The organism is Actinoplanes derwentensis (assembly GCF_900104725.1).
Classification (GTDB): domain Bacteria; phylum Actinomycetota; class Actinomycetes; order Mycobacteriales; family Micromonosporaceae; genus Actinoplanes; species Actinoplanes derwentensis.
This window is the reverse complement of the sequence record NZ_LT629758.1, coordinates 757,595-773,441: the sequence shown is the minus strand read 5'-3', so window position 1 is coordinate 773,441 and position 15,847 is coordinate 757,595. Positions and strand designations below refer to the sequence as shown.

Sequence of the window (15,847 nt, the reverse complement as noted above, 5' to 3'; positions counted from 1 at the left end):
CGATGGTTTCCGTCCCGCTCCGGCGAGCAGAACGCGGTCGTCAGGGGCTCGGGAAGACGAGACAACCAGGGCTTGGCGGGCCCACCCGGTGCGGGCGCCACTTTCACCATCCGGCTTTCTCCTCATCGACGGCGTTCGGCGGCCGATGAGAAGGACAAATATCGCGCTGGCTGTGGCCAAGGAGGCGACATCATGGTGCAGGCGACTACACCGGTCCAGGATTCCGGACAGAACGACTCGTCGAACGGTTTCCGCGTCGGTACGAAACGTGACGAGGCGACCTCGGGGGTGGCTTCGCCGACCACGGCGGGACGCTCGGTACTCCCGCCGATCGAATGGACCCATGTCGACCGCGGCAAGATCCTGCGCGAGGATCTGCTCGGCGTCGGCGGGGCCACCACCGCGATCATGGTCGGCTTGACGGTCTTCATCGCCACCGCGATGGGCATCGCCCTGGTCCTGACTACGGTCCTGACCGCGCTCGGATTCGAGTTCTCGTCGCTCTACTGATCCCCGGCGGAGGTGACCCGGGCCCCGGTGTCACATCCGCCGGCACATGATCGCCCTGCTCCTGCTCCCCGACCGCCCCGAGAGCGCGCCGAACTGACCCCGTAGTCTGCTGCGATGTGTGAGGTTCCGTCCGATTCGGCAGGTATTCATCGCTGGGTGACCTCGGCGCCGATGCGGGCGCTGGTCGCTGCGTTCGGTGGGGTGCTGCCGGACCTCGCGACCGGACCGCTGCTCGAATGGCTCGACGAGTTCTCCGCGCTGCACTGGGACTTCCGGAACGGCGCCGAGCGTTTCGAGGCACGCGACTGGGACGGGGCGCCCGAACTGAACGCACTGGTCTTGGACTCGGCGCGGGCTCTCGGACTGGTGGTGCCACGAGCCCCGGCGCGGGACGGTTACGACCATCTGCTGGTGCTCGGCGGGCTGACCGCGGCGTGTCTGCAGCGCACCGCGTACGCCGCCCTGGTGATCGCCGGTGGGCTCACCGTCGGTGAGGTCGCCGCGCTGGGGAGTTTCCGGCCCCTGAACCCGGCCGAGCTGGCGCGGCTGGGCGCCGACGGGGACCGTTACGAGGTGGACGCGCTGGACCTGGGTGTCCGGGAGGCTTTCGGGCTGGCCACGCCGTCGACCCGGCGCGGTTCGGAGGGGCCACCGGCGCCGGAGTCGTGGCGGCACGACACCTACGAGCCCGCTGGACGGACACCGGTGCATGTGCTGGCGGCACCGGCGTCGGGGCACCGGGCGAACACCGCCGACACCTACGAGTTCTGGGCCGACCGGTTGCGCGTCCAGCCGGGTTCGACAGTGCTCATCGTGACGACGCCGATCTACGTGCCGTTCCAGCATGGCGACGCCGTGCGGATCCTCAGCGGCATCGCCGGATGTCACGTCGAGACCGTCGGCCTCGATCAGGATCGGCTCGCGCCGGGGATGCGGGGCGAACCGTTCAGTCCCGGCCGCCACCTGCAGGAGATCAGGTCGGCGATCCGGTCGATGCACCGCTTGTACGAGTCGGCCCGATGACCGTCTCCACGGCCCGCAGCGGCTTGCCGAACAACCAGCCCTGAGCCAGGCCGCAGCCCTGTTACCGCAGCCAGTCGCGCTGCAGTTCGGTCTCCGCCCCCTCGGCAACCACCCGCAGGCCGAGGGCGCCCGCCATCGCCAGCACCGCCCGTACGATCGATTCGTTGGTCCCGTGCTGTCCGACGTCGGAGACGAACGAACGGTCGAGCTCGACGATGCCGACCGGCAGCCGGTTGAGGTAACTCAGCGACGAATAGCCGGTGCCGAAGTCGTCGACGGCCATCACGACGCCGATCCGGTGCAGTTCGTTCAGGGTCTCCAGAGCGGTCTCGAGGTCCTCCATCACGCCCGGCTCGGTGATCTCCAGCCACAGCGCGGACGGCGGCAGCCCCGTGCTCGCGAGCACGTCGCGGACCCCCGGCCAGCGCCCGGTCGCGCAGCTGACGGACCGACACGTTCACCGACATGTGCAGTTCCCGGTCGCCGGGTCGAAGACGGCGTACGCGTTGCGGCCCTTGCCTTTCGCCTTGTACATCGCGGTGTCGGCGTCCCGGATCAGCTCCAGGGCCTCCGCGCTGCCGCCGGCTTTCGCCAGCCCGATCGACGCGGACATCACCACCCCACCGACCGACAGCTCGAACGGCCGCTCGAACAGCGCCAGGATCCGGGCGGCCACCGACTCGGCGAGAATGCTGTGCGACGGGCTGGCGAGGGCGATCACGAACTCGTCCCCACCGATCCGGCAGACCAGATCACTGCTGCGTACGTGGGAGCCGAGCCGCGCGCGACAGCGCACAACAGCTCGTCGCCGACCTGGTGACCCCAGTGATCTTTGATCATCTCGAACCGGTCCAGGTCGATGAAGAGCAGACTGATCTCCTGCCCACCGGCGTCGGCCTGCCCACCCCAGGACGCGATGGTGTCACTGAGCAGTTCCCGGTTGGGCAGATCGGTGAGCACGTCATGGGTGGCCGTCCCGGATGCTGTAGAGCAGATCCCCGCTGAACAGCATCACCGCGCCGACGGTGAACAGCCACATCGACGGACGCCGGGAACTGCCCGCCAGGGCCATCTGGGCGACCAGCCCGATCAGCACCACGTCGATCACCGGGAAGAACGAGTTCACGAACTGTAGCAACGGCCGCCCGGCCCGCTCGATCGACGACGGGACGCTCAGGGGCGTGGTGCTCGTCCGCGAGCGCACGGTTCACACCCACCCGATCGGCAACCCACCCGTCCCACTTAGCCGTTGGGCCCCGCCTCGTGTGTCGAAGCGGGGCCCGGCGTATTCGCTATTTCGTCCGGCGTCTACTCCGGCCGTTCCGGCGTTTACTCCGGCTGTCAGGTCAGCAGGGTGACCGAGTAGTTGAGCGTGGTGCCGCTGGCGGTGTAGGTCGCGGTCTGGCCGTTGGCGCAGTAGGAGACGAAGACGTTGCCCAGCACGTCGTTGCCGGCCTCAGCATGCACCAGCGGGCGTACGTCGACACCCTCGGCGAACGGGGTGGAGACCAGGTCCACCAGGCGCCACTGGTTGATCGGGTAGTCGTCGGTCGGCGCGGAGACCTGTCCGTCACGGGTGGTGAGCTGGAAGTTGATCACGAAGCCGCCGTTGTTGACGACCGCCACCTTCTGCACACACGGCTCGGCCGCGGCCGCGGCGGGTGTGGCGGTCAGCCCGATCACTGCGGCCGTACCGGTGAGGGTCATGGCGAATGCGGTTGCTGCGACTCTCTTGGGGGTCACGCTGATCTCCTTCGTTACCTTCGGAAACGGTCAGCGCAGGCAATAACCCCATCGACTCCCGACAAACTGTTGCTATATTTCGCCATATTAAATAACTAATTTCGCGCAACACGATGGAAACGCTCCCATATTGCCCGGAAACCGGCCCGAACCCTGCCAGGAGTGCTTTCCCGGGTTAAACCTGAACATGTCCTAACCACCCGGAACAACACCCCGCCGGAAGCCGTAAACAAAGATCACGATCCTCGCGCGCGAAAATTACCATCCGTCCATGGACGACAATCGGCCCGCCTGGCAGCTAGGTCACCTACTGGAGAAGCGACCAGAGGCAGTGGAGGAACCGCCGCAGTACGTCGAGAGATGGTTCGCACTGCATCCGCTGGCGGTGGACCGGCCGGCCGAGGGCAAGGACACCGTCCCGATCGTCTGCGGCACGTGCGGTGGATCCGTGGACTGCGTGGTGGCGAGCGCCGCCCTCCTGGACAACTACCGAGCTGAGGTCCGCCGGGCGAAGAAGTTCCGGTGGCTCGCGCTGGCACTGGGGATCGTGGTCGGGCTGACCGCCTTCGTCACCTTGAACGCGGTGGGGCCGGTGGCCGGCACCGGCTGGGTCGTCGCGCTGTTCCTGATCACGTTCGGCGGTGCCGGGGTCGCGACCTCGGCGGCCACCGGCATCAACACGCCACCGACGTCTCGGCAGGCCGATGGGGTGGAACTTGCGGAACCGTCGGCGGTGCACATGCTCCGGTCACCCGGTCACGATCGCGACTACAGCTCGGGCGGAGAGGGCGGCGAGGGGGGCGAGTGACGTGCCACTGTGGGGCCGGATCGCCACCCGGAGAGCTGACACCGGTTTCGGCGGAGCCCGATTGGGCAACTCATCGCCGGTGAGCCATCAGAAGTTCAACGGATCGGAGTGACCGTTCATGGGAATCCTCAAGCTCGCCGCCGGTGTCGCCGTGGGTTACGTGCTGGGCAGCCGTGCAGGCCGCGAGAAGTACGAGAGCATCGCCGCGTCCGCCCGTAAGGCCGCCGCGCACCCGCGGTTCGTGGAGGCGCAGGAGAAGGCGAAGGCCCTGATCGGAACCGGCACCGACAAGGTGAACGCGAAGCTGCACTCGGCGGCCGAGTCCACCCGCCCCACCCCGGCCCCCTACTCCGCGACGACGACGCCGCCGACTCCGGCTCCCACGCCCCGGGCCGAGGTCACCAAGCCACTGGCTCCGGCGACCACGTCGTCCCGGACGCGCACGACGACCCCGACCACCGAGTTCGGCGCGTCCACCGATCGACCGCTGTAAAGCTGTAGACCGGCTCGAAAACCGAGGGCGCGTGACCGTACACCGGTCACGCGCCCTCGGTTTTTCGTCTCACCGGGAGCGGGGCAAGCAGCACTTCTTGTACTTGGCGCCGGAACCGCACCAGCAGGCGTCGTTGCGGGCCGGCGGCCAGGCGATCAGACCGGTGCCGGCGGCCAGGCTGCGGGCGTAACCGTTGCGGGCGTTCGCGTCGGCAGTACCGCCGATACCGGCGAACCGGGCCAGGTCGTCGGCCACGCCGGGCAGCAGGGACGGGGTGCCGCCCTGGCGGGTGAGCCGCTGCTCCAGCCGGGCACGGTGCTCGTCCCAGGTCGCGCCGTAGGTCCCGGTCAGCGCCGGCCAGCGGGTGACCACCGTGGCGAACTCGGCCTCCGGCCAGAAGAGCAGGTCGTCGTCCGCACCGGCGGGCGGGGTCCGGGCCAGCCGCGTCTCGAGGCGGTCCGCCAGGTTGTCGTAGGTGTCGTGCGACAGGCCCAGGGTGTGCCGGGTGCGGTGCCGCTGCTGGAGCAGGAAGAACAGCAGTCCGGCGTCGTCGGCGCTGACCGGGTCGGTGCTCTGGCCGGCGGCGGCGCGCTCGTCGAGGACGGCCCGGACCGCTTCGGTCAGCCACTGTTCGGCGACCCGGTTCTTTCCTCCGGCCGCGAGGGCGGCACCGACGTAAGCGGCGGCGTCCGAATACTTCGTCAGGGCCGGGCGCAGCGGCTCGAGCGCGGCCAGCGCGTCGTCGGCGCGGCCGGACCGGAACAGGATCCGGGCCCGCAGCGCCTGGGCCGAGGAGGCCGGGCTGTCGTCGCGCGTGCCGTAGGCGGTGACTGCCTGGTCGGCGTAGCGCAGCGCGGCGTCGAGTTTCGACCGGCTCTCGGCGATCTCGGCGGCGAGAGCGAGAGCGTATCCGGCGTCCTGCGGGTCGGCGAGGTGTCCGGCGTCGGCCGCGGCGGCCAGTTCGGCGGCCACGCCCAGCGGATCGGCCGCACCCAGGGCGGACTGCCGGATCCCGCTGAGGTCTGCACTGGTCAGGTCTGTTTTGGTGGGCACGCCGTCACGGTACTGTGGCGCGCCCTATTCCAGCCGTAGATCAATGTCACTTCAGCCCGTGTCTTTCCCGCGGCGTCCACCGATCTCGATGTCAGCGGCCGGACACCCGCTGATCATTTTGACCGCTTGCTACCTGAACGCCCTACTCGTACGGTACTAAGTAATCAGGCGTTTACCTCAGGGAGACGACATGGTTCTCGAGTACCCGTTCACGCCCCCGACCGCGGTCGACCCGCCCTCGGAGTGGCAGGAACTACGTGCGACGTGCCCGGTGGCACACGTCCGGACCGCCTCCGGCGGCGAGGCGTTACTGCTGACCAGGTACGACGACGTGCGCACCACGATCACCGACCGCCGCTTCGTGCGGAACACCCCCGCGGGCGGCGGCACGATGGGCGGCTTCCTCGCCGACGACGCCGCCCATCTGCGCTGGCGGCGGCTGCTGACCCGGTCGTTCACCGCCCGGCGGATGACGGCGCTGGAGCCCGGCATCACCCGGATCGCGCACGAGCTGACCGACGAGATGATCAAAAGCGGGTCTCCGGCCGATCTGCGTACGATGCTCGGCTTCCCGCTTCCGGTCTACGTCATCTGTGACCTGCTCGGGGTGCCGGCCACCGACCGGGAACGATTCGCCCACTGGTCGGACCGTTTCCTCAACCTGACCCGGTTCCCCGCCGAAGAGGTGCAGCAGTCCGGCCGCGAGCTGTGGGACTACATGCGCGCCCACGTACGAGGCAAGCGGTCCGCCCCTGGCGACGATCTGCTCTCCGAGCTGGTCACGGTCGTGGACAGCGAGGACGGCCGGCTGTCCGAGGAAGAGCTGATCTTCACCGGCCAGGCGCTGCTGGTGGCCGGCCACGAGACCACCGCCAACATGATCGGCAAGATGCTCGCGATGCTGCTGGCCCGCCGCGAACGCTGGGAACAGCTGCTCGCCGACCCGAACCTGGTGCCGACCGCCGTCGAGGAGGTGCTGCGCTTCGACGCGAACCTCGGGTTCGGCACCCACCGCCTGGTCACCGAACAGGTCGAGATCGCCGGCACGGTGGTCGAACCCGGCACCACGGTGTTGTCCTCGATGCCCTCCGCCAACCGGGACGAGCGAGTCTTCACCGAACCCGACGAGATGGACCTGACCCGCTCCCCCAACCCGCACCTGACGTTCGGCGCCGGCTACCACGCCTGCCTCGGCCAGTCCCTGGCCCGGGTGGAGTTGCGCACCGTGCTGTCGGTGCTGCTGGACCGTCTGCCCACCCTGGCCCTGGCGGTCCCGGTCGACGAACTGCGCCGCCGCGAGGGGCTGCTGGTCGGCGGCTTGGAGGAGGTCCCGGTCAGCTGGTCGTGACTTTCCCGTCGACGCGAGAGGGTCACAAACTGGTCGCGAAAGCCCAGCTCATCACCGCACTGGCCTAACGTGACCGGCACGCGGTGGGCCCGCTCGCCCCGGCCCACCGCGGTATTTCTTCGATCAAGGTTTCCGGCCTCATCAATGGCTCGGTCAGGCGCGGGTTCAGCGTCGTTTCCAGATGCGGGTCTTGGTCGTCGTGGTGTTGCCGGCCTTGTCGTAGACGCGGATCTGCACCTTCATCGTCTTCTTCTGGCGGCGCGTGTCGACGGTCAGGCGGTAGGGGAACTTCGTCGCCTTGGCCACGACTTTGCCGTTGACCAGCAACTCAGCACGGGGCACCGTGCCGAAGTCGTCTTCGGGCTGCAGGGTGACGGTCACTTTGCCATAGACGCGGGCCTTGTTCTTCGGCGCCTTGAGCTTCCGGATCGTGGGGGCCTGAGTGTCGACGAAGATGTGGCGTTCGATGCTGGTGATGTTGCCGGCCTTGTCGACGACGTTCCACCGGTACCAGGACGCGTCCTTGGTGGTGACCTTCACGCCGTACGGCGCGGTGGTGTCCCGGCCTTTGAACTTTCCGTCGACGTAAAGCTCGGCGTACGCCACTCCGTAGGCATCGCTGACCTTGGTGGCCTTGACGGTGAAGGTGCCACGCACGAACGACCGGTGAGCCGGCGTCAGCCCGGTCACCGAAGGTCCGATCGTGTCGACCACGACCGTACGGTTGATCTCGCTGCTCTGGCCGAACGGGTCGGTGGCCCGCAGCGTGAGCCGGTGACTGCCGTTGCGCCGCCCGTAGACGGCGAGAGGCAGATAGTACGGAGCGTACGGATCCGAAGCCTCGACCTTCCCGTCGACCAGCAGGTCGACACGGACCCGGTCACTGGTGTCGCTGACCGTCGGTTCGAAGGAGACGTCGCTGTTGAAAAGCAGCTGCTTCGTTCCGTCCTGAATGACCGGACGGTCGTTGTCGACGACGACGGTCCAGGAAACCACCGCGCGACTACCGTCGCGATAGGTCAACCAGACAGTGAAACTCTGCGACCCGGACGGCCGCCGTGACAGATCGACGGTCGTCGTCCACGGTCCGTCACCGTCGAGGGCCGTCACCGGTCCACCGTCGAGCTGCACCGCCGCCAGGTCCGGATCCGCGGCGAACGTGACCGGGGTGACACCGTGCACAGTGCTGTACTCGCCTGGTGCGCTGATGGCATCCCACCAGGGAATCTGAGCAGCTTGAACAGGAGAGGCGACGGTAGAGAGAATGACACCGGCCAGGACGCCGGGCACCAGGATTGCACGCATGAGACTCCCCCGTTGATCAACAAACGCGGCCAGCATAGTCGTTGATCTCGATGTCCGCGTGCGCAGATCAGGACGCCACGGCGGCTTCGCCACCGAGACCGGGGGACTTCCGGAGCCGGTTCACGAGGGCCGCGAGCTGGTCGGAGGCTTCCAGGTGCGCCGGAGCGACCTTGCCGGCCGAGTTCGTGCACTGTCGCGGAGCGCGGTCATGGCGGACGCGTCCCACCACCCTGGACGTCCGGTCGTACGCCGCCGATCTGCAACTCTCCGACGAGGCGCGACTCCGAGCCCGTGTCGAGCGCGCGGTTCGGGAAGGCGACCTGCCGGCGACGACGGATCCGGTGGTGCTCGCGGAGTTCGTTCAGACGCTCCGGCAGGGGCTGTCGGCCCGCTCCGAACTCGGAGCGGGCCGCACCGAGCTGACCGGTGTGGCCAGACTCGCGCTGACGTTGCTCACCCTCAAGTAGGGCGACGCCGTTCGATCGGGAGGCGGGCCCGGGTCAGCAGACCCGCGCCGAGCATCGCCACCAGCGGAACCATCAAGATCAAGAGCAGATTCAGCCACGGTACGGACAGCGGGTACGGGGTCGGGGCCGGCCACTCGGTCGTGCGGCTCAGGTTAGTCGCCGTCAGAACCGCGAATCCCGAACCGACACCGGCCAGGATGCCCAGCAACGACCCCAAGCCGGCGATCACCCCCGACTGGCTGATCGACAACAACCGCCGGATCCCGGGTGATGCCCCGACCGCGGCGAGCGTCGACAGGTCGGCCCGGCCGTCGGCCGCCGCCAGCCCGGTCGCCACAGCGGCCGCACCCAGGGTGATCAGGGCGGACGCGGCAGCGAGCAGGTACAGCATCGGGCCTTCCTCAACGGTCGGGCCGGCCTCCACCACCGGGCTGCGGCTGCCCGCGGCGGACAGGGCCGCGTTCAGGCCGTCGATGGTTCCGGTCGATGGCGGGGCGGTGGTCGCGGCGACCAGCCCGATCGCCGCCACGTCGAAACCGGCCTTCTCGGCCGCTGCCCGCGACATGACGGGACCGCCGGGATAGACGGCGTCGTCGAGCAGGAAGCCGGGGGCGGTGAAGGTCCGTGACGTGGTCTGTTCCGGATCGCTGACGGCGATGGTGACCATCCCGTCGTCGATCAGGTACGGGTCCTTGACCACCACGCCACCGCGGTCCAACACGGCCGCGGCCTCGTCCAGGACAGAGCCGGACGCACCGGTCAGCGCGGCGACGGTGTCCCGGTCACCGACCATCGAGAGGAAGAGCGAATAGGCGAGACCCTGACTGATGTGGGATCCGGCGCACCGCGGATCCGCGGCCATCGCGTCGACCTCGGCCGGGGTGGCCGGGGGATTCTCCTCGCCGGGGCAGGTCTGCGCGGCGGTGCGGACCGGGACGAGCTGGCAGCCGGTGGAGGTGCGGTCGTAGCGGCAGACCGTCGCGGAGATCTCGGTCAGAGCCGCGCCGGGCAGCGCCTCGCCAAGGGCAGCCCGGACCAGCTCCGGGGTCCGGGCGGTGTAACTGTCACTGCCGAGCCCGTAGTTGGCGGCGACATAGCCCATCGGCAACAGTTGCTGGTAGTCCTGTCGAGCCTTGTCGTCGGCGCTGGTCAGGTAGACGCCGATGGTGACGGTTCCGGCGACGGCGGCCATCACCGCGGCGACCGCCGGAGCCGACGAGGCACGGTTGCGGGCGGTGTCGCGCAGCGCGATCCGGGGTGCCGGCGGCAGCAGCCCGCCGAGTTTCGCGACCAGCCCGACCAGGGCGGGCGTGCACAGCACCAGGCCGATCTGGACGACGGCCAGCCCTGCGACGATCATCCGTACGTCCACCCGCCGCACTCCGGTGACGGTGATCGCGACGCCACCCGCGGCCAGCGCCAGGCCGGTCACCACCCAGCGGCGCCGGGACCGGATCACCCCACGGCGGCCGGTCAGCGCGGTCACCACGTCGGCGCGGGCGGCGGTGAACGCCGGGACGGACGCCGCCAGCAGCCCGGTGACCATCGCCAGGACGACGATGCCGGCGAGCGTCGGCGGATCGAACCGGTAGCCCCCGGCCCGCGCCCCTACCAGTAGTTCCTCGGCGAACGGACGGGCCAGAACGGCGAGGATCACGGCGAACACCAGTCCGATGGCCGCGCCGGCCAGACCGAGCAGGACACCGTCGGCGAGCACGATGCGCCGCAGGTGGGACCGGGTACCGCCGTTGGCGGCGACCAGTGCGAGCGAGCGCTGCCGCCGCCGCGCGCCGACGGCGAAGGCCGGACCGGCCAGCAGCACGATCTCCAGAATCGCCAGACCGACCACCACGGGTACGAGGGACAGCGCCGCCGAATCGAACGACTGGAGGGGCACCTCGACCGGGTCAGGCGGATCGAGCAGTACGGCCCGCGAGGTGACCATGATTCCGGAACGGTTGAGTTCCCGTACGTCGGACCAGAGGACCGGGTCCGGGGTGTCGGCCAGCCAGGATGGCATTCCCGACGACTCGGGCAAGCCTCCAGGGCCGACCATCAGCACTTCGCCCAGGTCCGCCGGGACCTCCACGGTGCCGACGCGAGTCCAGGTGCGGCTGCCGTCCGGGGTGCGGACGGTGTCGCCGAACCGTTCCCGCGCAGCCCGCGACATCGCCACCTCGCCCGGTGCCGCGGGTGCCCGGCCGTCCACGATTTCGGCCGCGCCCCGATGGATCGGGTCGGTCAGGTCCAACTCGGAGATCTCGGCGTCGACCAGGCCACCGGTCGCGGTCAGCAGATCGAGGGAGGTCTGGTGGATCGGCACGACCCTGGTCCCGTCCGGGAGCAGGGCCAGCACCTGCTGCTCGGTCAGGGCGGAGAAGGGCGCGGATTGCTCCTCGTTCTCCGCCAGCCGCCAGTTGTCACCGGGCGCGTCCTGCACGATCGGGTCGGGCATCAGCGGCCACACGATCGCGTCGGCCTGCCCCAGGATCCGGGTGGCCTTCTCCTGGCCCGTCAGGGTGAACATGTCGTAGGAGGCGGCGGTGTAGCCGAGCCCGCACACCGGCACCGCGATCATGGCGATGACCAGGGCAGACCGACCTTTGGTACGGGTCATCTCGCGCCGGGCGACACGCAGCGCCGTCCGCCACGAACCGAGAAACGGCATCCTCACGACGTCGGCTCCAGCAGATCCGTGACCGAGCCGAGCGGGCCGGACGTGTCGATCAGGGAACCGTCCCGCAGGAAGATCACCCGGTCGGCCCAGCCGGCGTGCCGGGCCTCGTGGGTGACCAGCAGGCCGGCCGCTCCGGCGTCCACCCGGTCGCGCAGCACCCGCAGCACCAGCTCGCCGGTCTGCGAGTCGAGGGCGCCGGTCGGTTCGTCGGCCAGTACCAGGCGCCGGTCGCCGACCAGGGCGCGGGCGATCGCGACCCGCTGCTGCTGGCCGCCGGACATCTCGTCCGGGAATCGGCGGGCCAGGTCACCGAGACCGACGTCGCCGAGGGCGGCGAGGGCGGCGCGCCGGGCCTGGCGGATGCTCCGGCCGTCGAGTTCCAGGGGCAGGGCCACGTTCTCCACCGCGGTCAGGCTGGGCAGCAGGTTGAAGTCCTGGAAGACGTAGCCGACGGTCCGGCGGCGCACCTCGGACAGCTTCCGGTGCGACAGCTTCTCCAGGTCGGTCCCGTCGACGAGCACGTCCCCGGCACTCGGCCGGTCGAGGCCGCCGGCCAGGTTGAGCAGGGTCGACTTGCCGGATCCGGACGGTCCCATCACGGCGACCAGTTCGCCGGGCCGGACGGTCAGGGTGACACCGCGCAGGGCGTGCACGGTCGCCTCACCGTCGCCGTGGGTCCGGTGGACGTCGCGGAACTCCAGCACGGCCGTCACGCGCCGGCCTCCGCGTGCCGGTCGGCCGGCACGTCGGCGCGAACCACGGGTGCCGCGCGTTTCCGCAGGATCGTCGCCTCGCAGAAGTCCAGCCAGCGGATCTCCGCCTCACCTTGGAAGATCATTGCTTCCAGTACGAGTAGCCAGGACGGATCCCCGGGGTCGCCGCCGCCGCGCGCTTTGAGCCGGGTGTACTCCTGGAGTGCCCGGATCCCCGCCACCCGCTGGGTCTGCACGACCGCGGTCAGGTCGACGCCGGGGGTGGTCATCGCGAGGGCCAGTTTGATCGCCAGTTCGTCACGGGGCCGGTCGCTGCGCTCGATCGGGGTGGCGAACCATCGGGTCAGCTCGGCCCGGCCGGCGGCGGTGATCTCGTACGGCCGCTGCCCTTCGTCGTTCTCCGGCAGTGCGGCCACCAAGTCGTCGCGTTCGAGCCGGGACAGGGTGGTGTAGACCTGCCCGATGTTCAGCGACCAGGTGCCGCCGACACTCGCCTCGAACGCGGCCCGCAACTGATAGCCGTGCATCGGGCCGCGCTCGAGGAGAGCCAGCAGACTATTGCGAATGGACATGGATACGGAGTATGCATACCGAGTATGCGCCCCGCAACCTCGCGCTCCGAATCGTGTGGTGACTCGGGGTGCGAATCGCACCCCGAGTCACCACACCGCAACGGTCTCGCGGAGGGGTCAGGCGATGGTGACCGCGGCCGGGGTGGGGCGGTCGGTGGTGGTGCCGTCGCCCAGCTGGCTGGAGGCGTTGTTACCCCAACACCAGACCGAGCCGTCGGTACGGGTACCGCAGCTGTGGTAACTCAAGGCGAAGTCGGCGGTCCACGTGGTGGCGGCGCCGACCCGAGTCGGGGCGTAACGGTTGACCGTGGTGCCGTCGCCGACCTGACCGGCCATGTTGTTGCCCCAGCACCACAGGCTGCCGTCGGTACGGGCGGCGCACGCCGTGTTGTCACCGGCGGCGACCCTGGTCCAGGTGGTCGCGGTGCCGGCCTGGACGGGAGTGGTCTGGTAGATGCCGGCCTGGCCGAGCTGGCCGTAACCGTTCTCGCCCCAGCACCACAGCGTGCCGTCGGTGCGGGTGCCGCAGGTGAACGTGTACCCGGCGGTCACGCTCGCCCAGGCGGCGGTGCCGACCTGCTCGGGAGCGGTGCGGTAACTGAGGATGCCGAGACCGAGCTGGCCGCTCGTGCTGTCGCCCCAGCACCACAGGGTGTTGTCGGTGCGGGTGGCGCAGGTGTGGGCGTACCCGGTGGTGACGCTCTTCCAGGTGTTGACCGTGCCGACCTGGACCGGGACCGCGGTCTGGTAGACGACGTCGGGAGTGGTGCCGAGCTGGCCGAACCGGTTGAGACCCCAGCACCACAGAGTGCCGTCGGTGCGGACGGCACAGGTGTGGCCGTCGTTGGCGCTGACCGTGGTCCAGGTCCCGGTGCCGACACGGACCGGGGCCGAGCGATGCGTGGTGGTGCCGTCGCCGAGCTGCCCACGGGTGTTGGCGCCCCAGCACCACAGGCCACCGCCGGTGCGGAGACCACAGGTGTACGAGGTGCCGGCTTCCAGGGCGGTCCAGTCGGTGGCGGTGCCGACTCGTACCGGCGCGATCCTGGCCGTGGTGGTGCCGTCGCCGACCTGGCCGCGGCCGTTGCCACCCCAGCACCACAGCGATCCACCGGCCGGGATCGCGCAGGTGTGCGAATACCCGGTCGCGACGGTGGCCGCCGACCCGGCGGCCGCGAACGCCGGACCAGGCGCTCCGGTGGCCGCGATCACCACAGTTCCGGTGATCATCGCTGCCAGTGCGATCCCGGTTCGCCACGCACGACGCCAGCCGACTCGAAACATGTGCCACCCCTGCTTCCCTGGGAGCGCTCCCAATGCGGTTTATAAAGTTAATACCACCGACATCAGAGATTGAACAGAGTCGTTACATCAGAGTGTCGTCCGCGAACCTTCGCCGGACGTGGTTCGACGTGACCCCTGAACCGTCAGCGCGGGCCGCACGCCGGATTGAGCGAGTGCAGGATCTGCCCGGTGATCACACCGAGTTGCTGCGCCTGATCCGGGCTCAACCGGCTGAAGAGATGCTCACGCACCGTAGCGTAGTAACCGGGAGTGCATTCGGCGACCTTCCGGCCGCCCTCCTCGGTGAGTGAGGCGAGTGTGAAACGGGCGTCGGACGGGTCCGGGCGGCGGACGATCCAACCCCGGGACTCCAGGCGGGCGGCGATGCGGGACAGGTGCGAGGGGGTGACACTCGCGTTGCCGGCCAGATCGCCCATGGTGCAGGTGCCGGTTTCACTCAGTGACAACCACCAGAGGATCTGGAACTCGTGGTGACTCAAGCCCTGCGTCTTCAGGGCGCCGTCGAGAGCGCCGGGCAGCCAGAGCACCACAGCCATCAGGGAGGACCAGGTCGCCATCTCGGCCGGGCCGAGTTCGTGCTGCTCCTGCACCCTGCACCACTCTCTTCGTACCGCGCTTTTCGTACCGCGCTTTTCGTGCCGCACTCTTCGTGCCGCACGCCTCGCGCCGCTTGCCTCGTACTGCCTGCCTCGCGCTGCTCCCGTCCGCGAACCGTAACACCCGGAGAGTTTCCGCGGAAAGTGATGTTCCGAACGCTTGCCGCGGAAAATGATCGACCCTAAGTTAGTTTCCACAGCAATCAATCGTTTGAGGAGTCATCATGCGAGCAGCCCGCTTCCACGAGTACGGGCCCGCCGACGTGCTCGTCGTCGACGACATCCCGGAACCGCACGCCGGCCCTGGCGAGATCCGCATCCGGGTCGCCGCCGCCAGCGTCAACCCGATCGACTGGAAAGCCCGCGCCGGCGCGCTGCGTGACTACTTCCCCGCCGAACTCCCCGAAATCCCCGGCCGGGACGCCGCCGGCACCGTCGACGAAATCGGCGAAGGCGTCACCGGAGTCACCGTCGGTGACACAGTGTTCGGGCTCGGCGGCCTCTTCGGTGCCAGTGCCGAACACTTCGTGCTGACCGCCTGGGCGCCGGTACCCACCACCTGGACCCTGGAGCAGGCCGCCGGCGCCGGACTCGCCATCGCCACCTCGGCCGGCGCACTCAACGCCCTCGGCGACCTGACCGGCAAGACCCTGCTGGTCGAAGGCGCGGCCGGCGGCGTCGGCAGTGCCGCCGTGTCCATCGCCGCCGCCCGGGGCGCCACCGTCATCGGCACCGCGAGCGTCGGGAAACACGACTACCTGCGGTCGATCGGGGCGGTACCCACCACCTACGGCCCCGGACTCGCCGACCGGGTCGCCGCCCTCGCCCCCGGAGGTGTCGACGCCGTCCTCGACGCCGTCGGGTCCGGCTCGCTGCCCGACCTGGTGGCCATCGCCGGCGACGCCTCCCGGGTCGTCACGGTCGCCGACCACCTCAACGCCGGAAACCTCGGCGTCCGGCACATCTCCGCCGAGAACGACTCCGCCCTCCTCACCGAAGGCGCAACCCACGGCGCGAACGGCGCCTACACGCCGCACGTCGCCGAGACGTTCCCGCTGGAGAAGATCGCCGAGGCGCACACGTACGCCGAGAAGGGCCGCACCCAGGGCAAGATCGTCGTAACCCTGTAGGCGCGCCCTCCACATATCGGGCGCAGCGGCAGCTCACCCCGCCTCGCGGCTCCGACCTTCTCTCAGGCCGGGGCCGCGCGCCGCATTCCCTGCTCCGTTGTCCA

The 15,847-nt window shown here is 69.5% G+C and carries 17 protein-coding genes and 1 pseudogene; 7 read left to right on the top strand and 11 right to left on the bottom strand.

What is annotated here, in order from left to right:
• Window positions 1–192 precede the first annotated feature (192 nt).
• Window positions 193–510: a hypothetical protein gene (locus tag BLU81_RS03385; protein WP_092541497.1), complete on the top strand. Its 318-nt coding sequence runs from the start codon at window positions 193–195 to the stop codon at window positions 508–510.
• Window positions 511–666: 156 nt separating this feature from the next.
• Entirely contained in the window at window positions 667–1,533 is an 867-nt protein-coding gene (locus BLU81_RS03380; RefSeq protein WP_231954096.1) for a hypothetical protein, read from the top strand.
• Between the two features lie 61 nt (window positions 1,534–1,594).
• Here the strand turns inward: BLU81_RS03380 and BLU81_RS50230 are convergent, their stop codons facing one another.
• From BLU81_RS50230 to BLU81_RS03370, 4 genes and pseudogenes are all read right to left on the bottom strand, one after another.
• On the bottom strand, window positions 1,595–1,939 hold the full coding sequence (locus BLU81_RS50230; protein WP_231954095.1) for an EAL domain-containing protein: 345 nt from the start codon (window positions 1,937–1,939) through the stop codon (window positions 1,595–1,597).
• Between the two features lie 51 nt (window positions 1,940–1,990).
• Window positions 1,991–2,493 (bottom strand): annotated as a pseudogene (locus BLU81_RS50225) (diguanylate cyclase domain-containing protein).
• A gap of 1 nt (window position 2,494) precedes the next feature.
• A complete protein-coding gene (locus BLU81_RS50220) occupies window positions 2,495–2,737 on the bottom strand; it encodes a hypothetical protein (RefSeq protein ID WP_231954094.1) in 243 nt (80 codons plus the stop codon).
• 137 nt (window positions 2,738–2,874) lie between these two features.
• Window positions 2,875–3,276, bottom strand: coding sequence for a hypothetical protein (locus BLU81_RS03370; RefSeq protein ID WP_231954093.1), 402 nt, complete (start codon window positions 3,274–3,276; stop codon window positions 2,875–2,877).
• Window positions 3,277–3,547: 271 nt separating this feature from the next.
• Between BLU81_RS03370 and BLU81_RS03365 the strand changes: the two genes are divergently transcribed.
• Together BLU81_RS03365 and BLU81_RS03360 are read left to right on the top strand one after the other, a co-directional pair.
• The gene (locus BLU81_RS03365) at window positions 3,548–4,084 is read left to right on the top strand and encodes a hypothetical protein (protein WP_157751162.1); all 537 of its coding nucleotides are present in this window, start codon (window positions 3,548–3,550) and stop codon (window positions 4,082–4,084) included.
• A 118-nt stretch (window positions 4,085–4,202) separates the two neighbouring features.
• Complete coding sequence (locus BLU81_RS03360; protein ID WP_092541488.1) at window positions 4,203–4,577, top strand: hypothetical protein; 375 nt, start codon at window positions 4,203–4,205, stop codon at window positions 4,575–4,577.
• A 69-nt stretch (window positions 4,578–4,646) separates the two neighbouring features.
• On the opposite strand, the gene BLU81_RS03355 is transcribed toward BLU81_RS03360, so the two are convergent.
• Window positions 4,647–5,630, bottom strand: coding sequence for an SEC-C domain-containing protein (locus BLU81_RS03355; RefSeq protein ID WP_092541486.1), 984 nt, complete (start codon window positions 5,628–5,630; stop codon window positions 4,647–4,649).
• Between the two features lie 190 nt (window positions 5,631–5,820).
• Between BLU81_RS03355 and BLU81_RS03350 the strand changes: the two genes are divergently transcribed.
• Window positions 5,821–6,978 (top strand): cytochrome P450, encoded by a 1,158-nt coding sequence (locus tag BLU81_RS03350; RefSeq protein WP_092541484.1) that lies wholly within the window; start codon window positions 5,821–5,823, stop codon window positions 6,976–6,978.
• Between the two features lie 165 nt (window positions 6,979–7,143).
• Here BLU81_RS03350 and BLU81_RS03345 read toward each other — a convergent pair whose 3' ends face one another.
• On the bottom strand, window positions 7,144–8,283 hold the full coding sequence (locus tag BLU81_RS03345) for an Ig-like domain-containing protein (protein ID WP_157751160.1): 1,140 nt from the start codon (window positions 8,281–8,283) through the stop codon (window positions 7,144–7,146).
• A 170-nt stretch (window positions 8,284–8,453) separates the two neighbouring features.
• On the opposite strand from BLU81_RS03345, the gene BLU81_RS03340 reads away from it, so the two are divergent.
• Window positions 8,454–8,750, top strand: coding sequence for a hypothetical protein (locus tag BLU81_RS03340; protein WP_092541480.1), 297 nt, complete (start codon window positions 8,454–8,456; stop codon window positions 8,748–8,750).
• Here the strand turns inward: BLU81_RS03340 and BLU81_RS03335 are convergent.
• The 5 genes from BLU81_RS03335 to BLU81_RS03315 all read right to left on the bottom strand — a co-directional run bounded on the left by BLU81_RS03335 (window position 8,743) and on the right by BLU81_RS03315 (window position 14,607).
• Window positions 8,743–11,418 (bottom strand): ABC transporter permease, encoded by a 2,676-nt coding sequence (locus BLU81_RS03335; protein ID WP_092541478.1) that lies wholly within the window; start codon window positions 11,416–11,418, stop codon window positions 8,743–8,745. The two genes, BLU81_RS03340 and BLU81_RS03335, sit on opposite strands and share 8 nt — an antisense overlap.
• Window positions 11,419–11,420: 2 nt before the next feature.
• Entirely contained in the window at window positions 11,421–12,140 is a 720-nt protein-coding gene (locus BLU81_RS03330) for an ABC transporter ATP-binding protein (protein ID WP_092541476.1), read from the bottom strand.
• Entirely contained in the window at window positions 12,137–12,712 is a 576-nt protein-coding gene (locus BLU81_RS03325) for a PadR family transcriptional regulator (RefSeq protein ID WP_092541474.1), read from the bottom strand. Before BLU81_RS03325 ends, BLU81_RS03330 begins: the two co-directional genes overlap by 4 nt.
• Before the next feature lie 117 nt (window positions 12,713–12,829).
• Entirely contained in the window at window positions 12,830–13,942 is a 1,113-nt protein-coding gene (locus tag BLU81_RS03320; protein WP_231954092.1) for an RCC1 domain-containing protein, read from the bottom strand.
• A gap of 197 nt (window positions 13,943–14,139) precedes the next feature.
• Complete coding sequence (locus BLU81_RS03315; protein WP_231954091.1) at window positions 14,140–14,607, bottom strand: MarR family winged helix-turn-helix transcriptional regulator; 468 nt, start codon at window positions 14,605–14,607, stop codon at window positions 14,140–14,142.
• 230 nt (window positions 14,608–14,837) lie between these two features.
• Between BLU81_RS03315 and BLU81_RS03310 the strand changes: the two genes are divergently transcribed.
• Window positions 14,838–15,743 carry an NADP-dependent oxidoreductase gene (locus BLU81_RS03310; RefSeq protein WP_092541470.1) on the top strand — a complete coding sequence of 302 codons (906 nt, stop codon included), beginning with the start codon at window positions 14,838–14,840 and terminating at the stop codon, window positions 15,741–15,743.
• Window positions 15,744–15,847: the final 104 nt, after the last annotated feature.

Excerpts from the sequence above, each read along its gene's own strand:
- BLU81_RS03310 (WP_092541470.1), top strand. The coding sequence starts at position 14,838 with ATGCGAGCAGCCCGCTTCCACGAGTACGGGCCCGCCGACGTGCTCGTC.
- BLU81_RS03350 (WP_092541484.1), top strand. The coding sequence starts at position 5,821 with ATGGTTCTCGAGTACCCGTTCACGCCCCCGACCGCGGTCGACCCGCCC.
- BLU81_RS03360 (WP_092541488.1), top strand. The coding sequence starts at position 4,203 with ATGGGAATCCTCAAGCTCGCCGCCGGTGTCGCCGTGGGTTACGTGCTG.
- BLU81_RS03385 (WP_092541497.1), top strand. The coding sequence starts at position 193 with ATGGTGCAGGCGACTACACCGGTCCAGGATTCCGGACAGAACGACTCG.
- BLU81_RS03345 (WP_157751160.1), bottom strand. The coding sequence starts at position 8,283 with ATGCGTGCAATCCTGGTGCCCGGCGTCCTGGCCGGTGTCATTCTCTCT.
- BLU81_RS03320 (WP_231954092.1), bottom strand. The coding sequence starts at position 13,942 with ATGATCACCGGAACTGTGGTGATCGCGGCCACCGGAGCGCCTGGTCCG.
- BLU81_RS03365 (WP_157751162.1), top strand. The coding sequence starts at position 3,548 with ATGGACGACAATCGGCCCGCCTGGCAGCTAGGTCACCTACTGGAGAAG.
- BLU81_RS03325 (WP_092541474.1), bottom strand. The coding sequence starts at position 12,712 with ATGTCCATTCGCAATAGTCTGCTGGCTCTCCTCGAGCGCGGCCCGATG.
- BLU81_RS03335 (WP_092541478.1), bottom strand. The coding sequence starts at position 11,418 with ATGCCGTTTCTCGGTTCGTGGCGGACGGCGCTGCGTGTCGCCCGGCGC.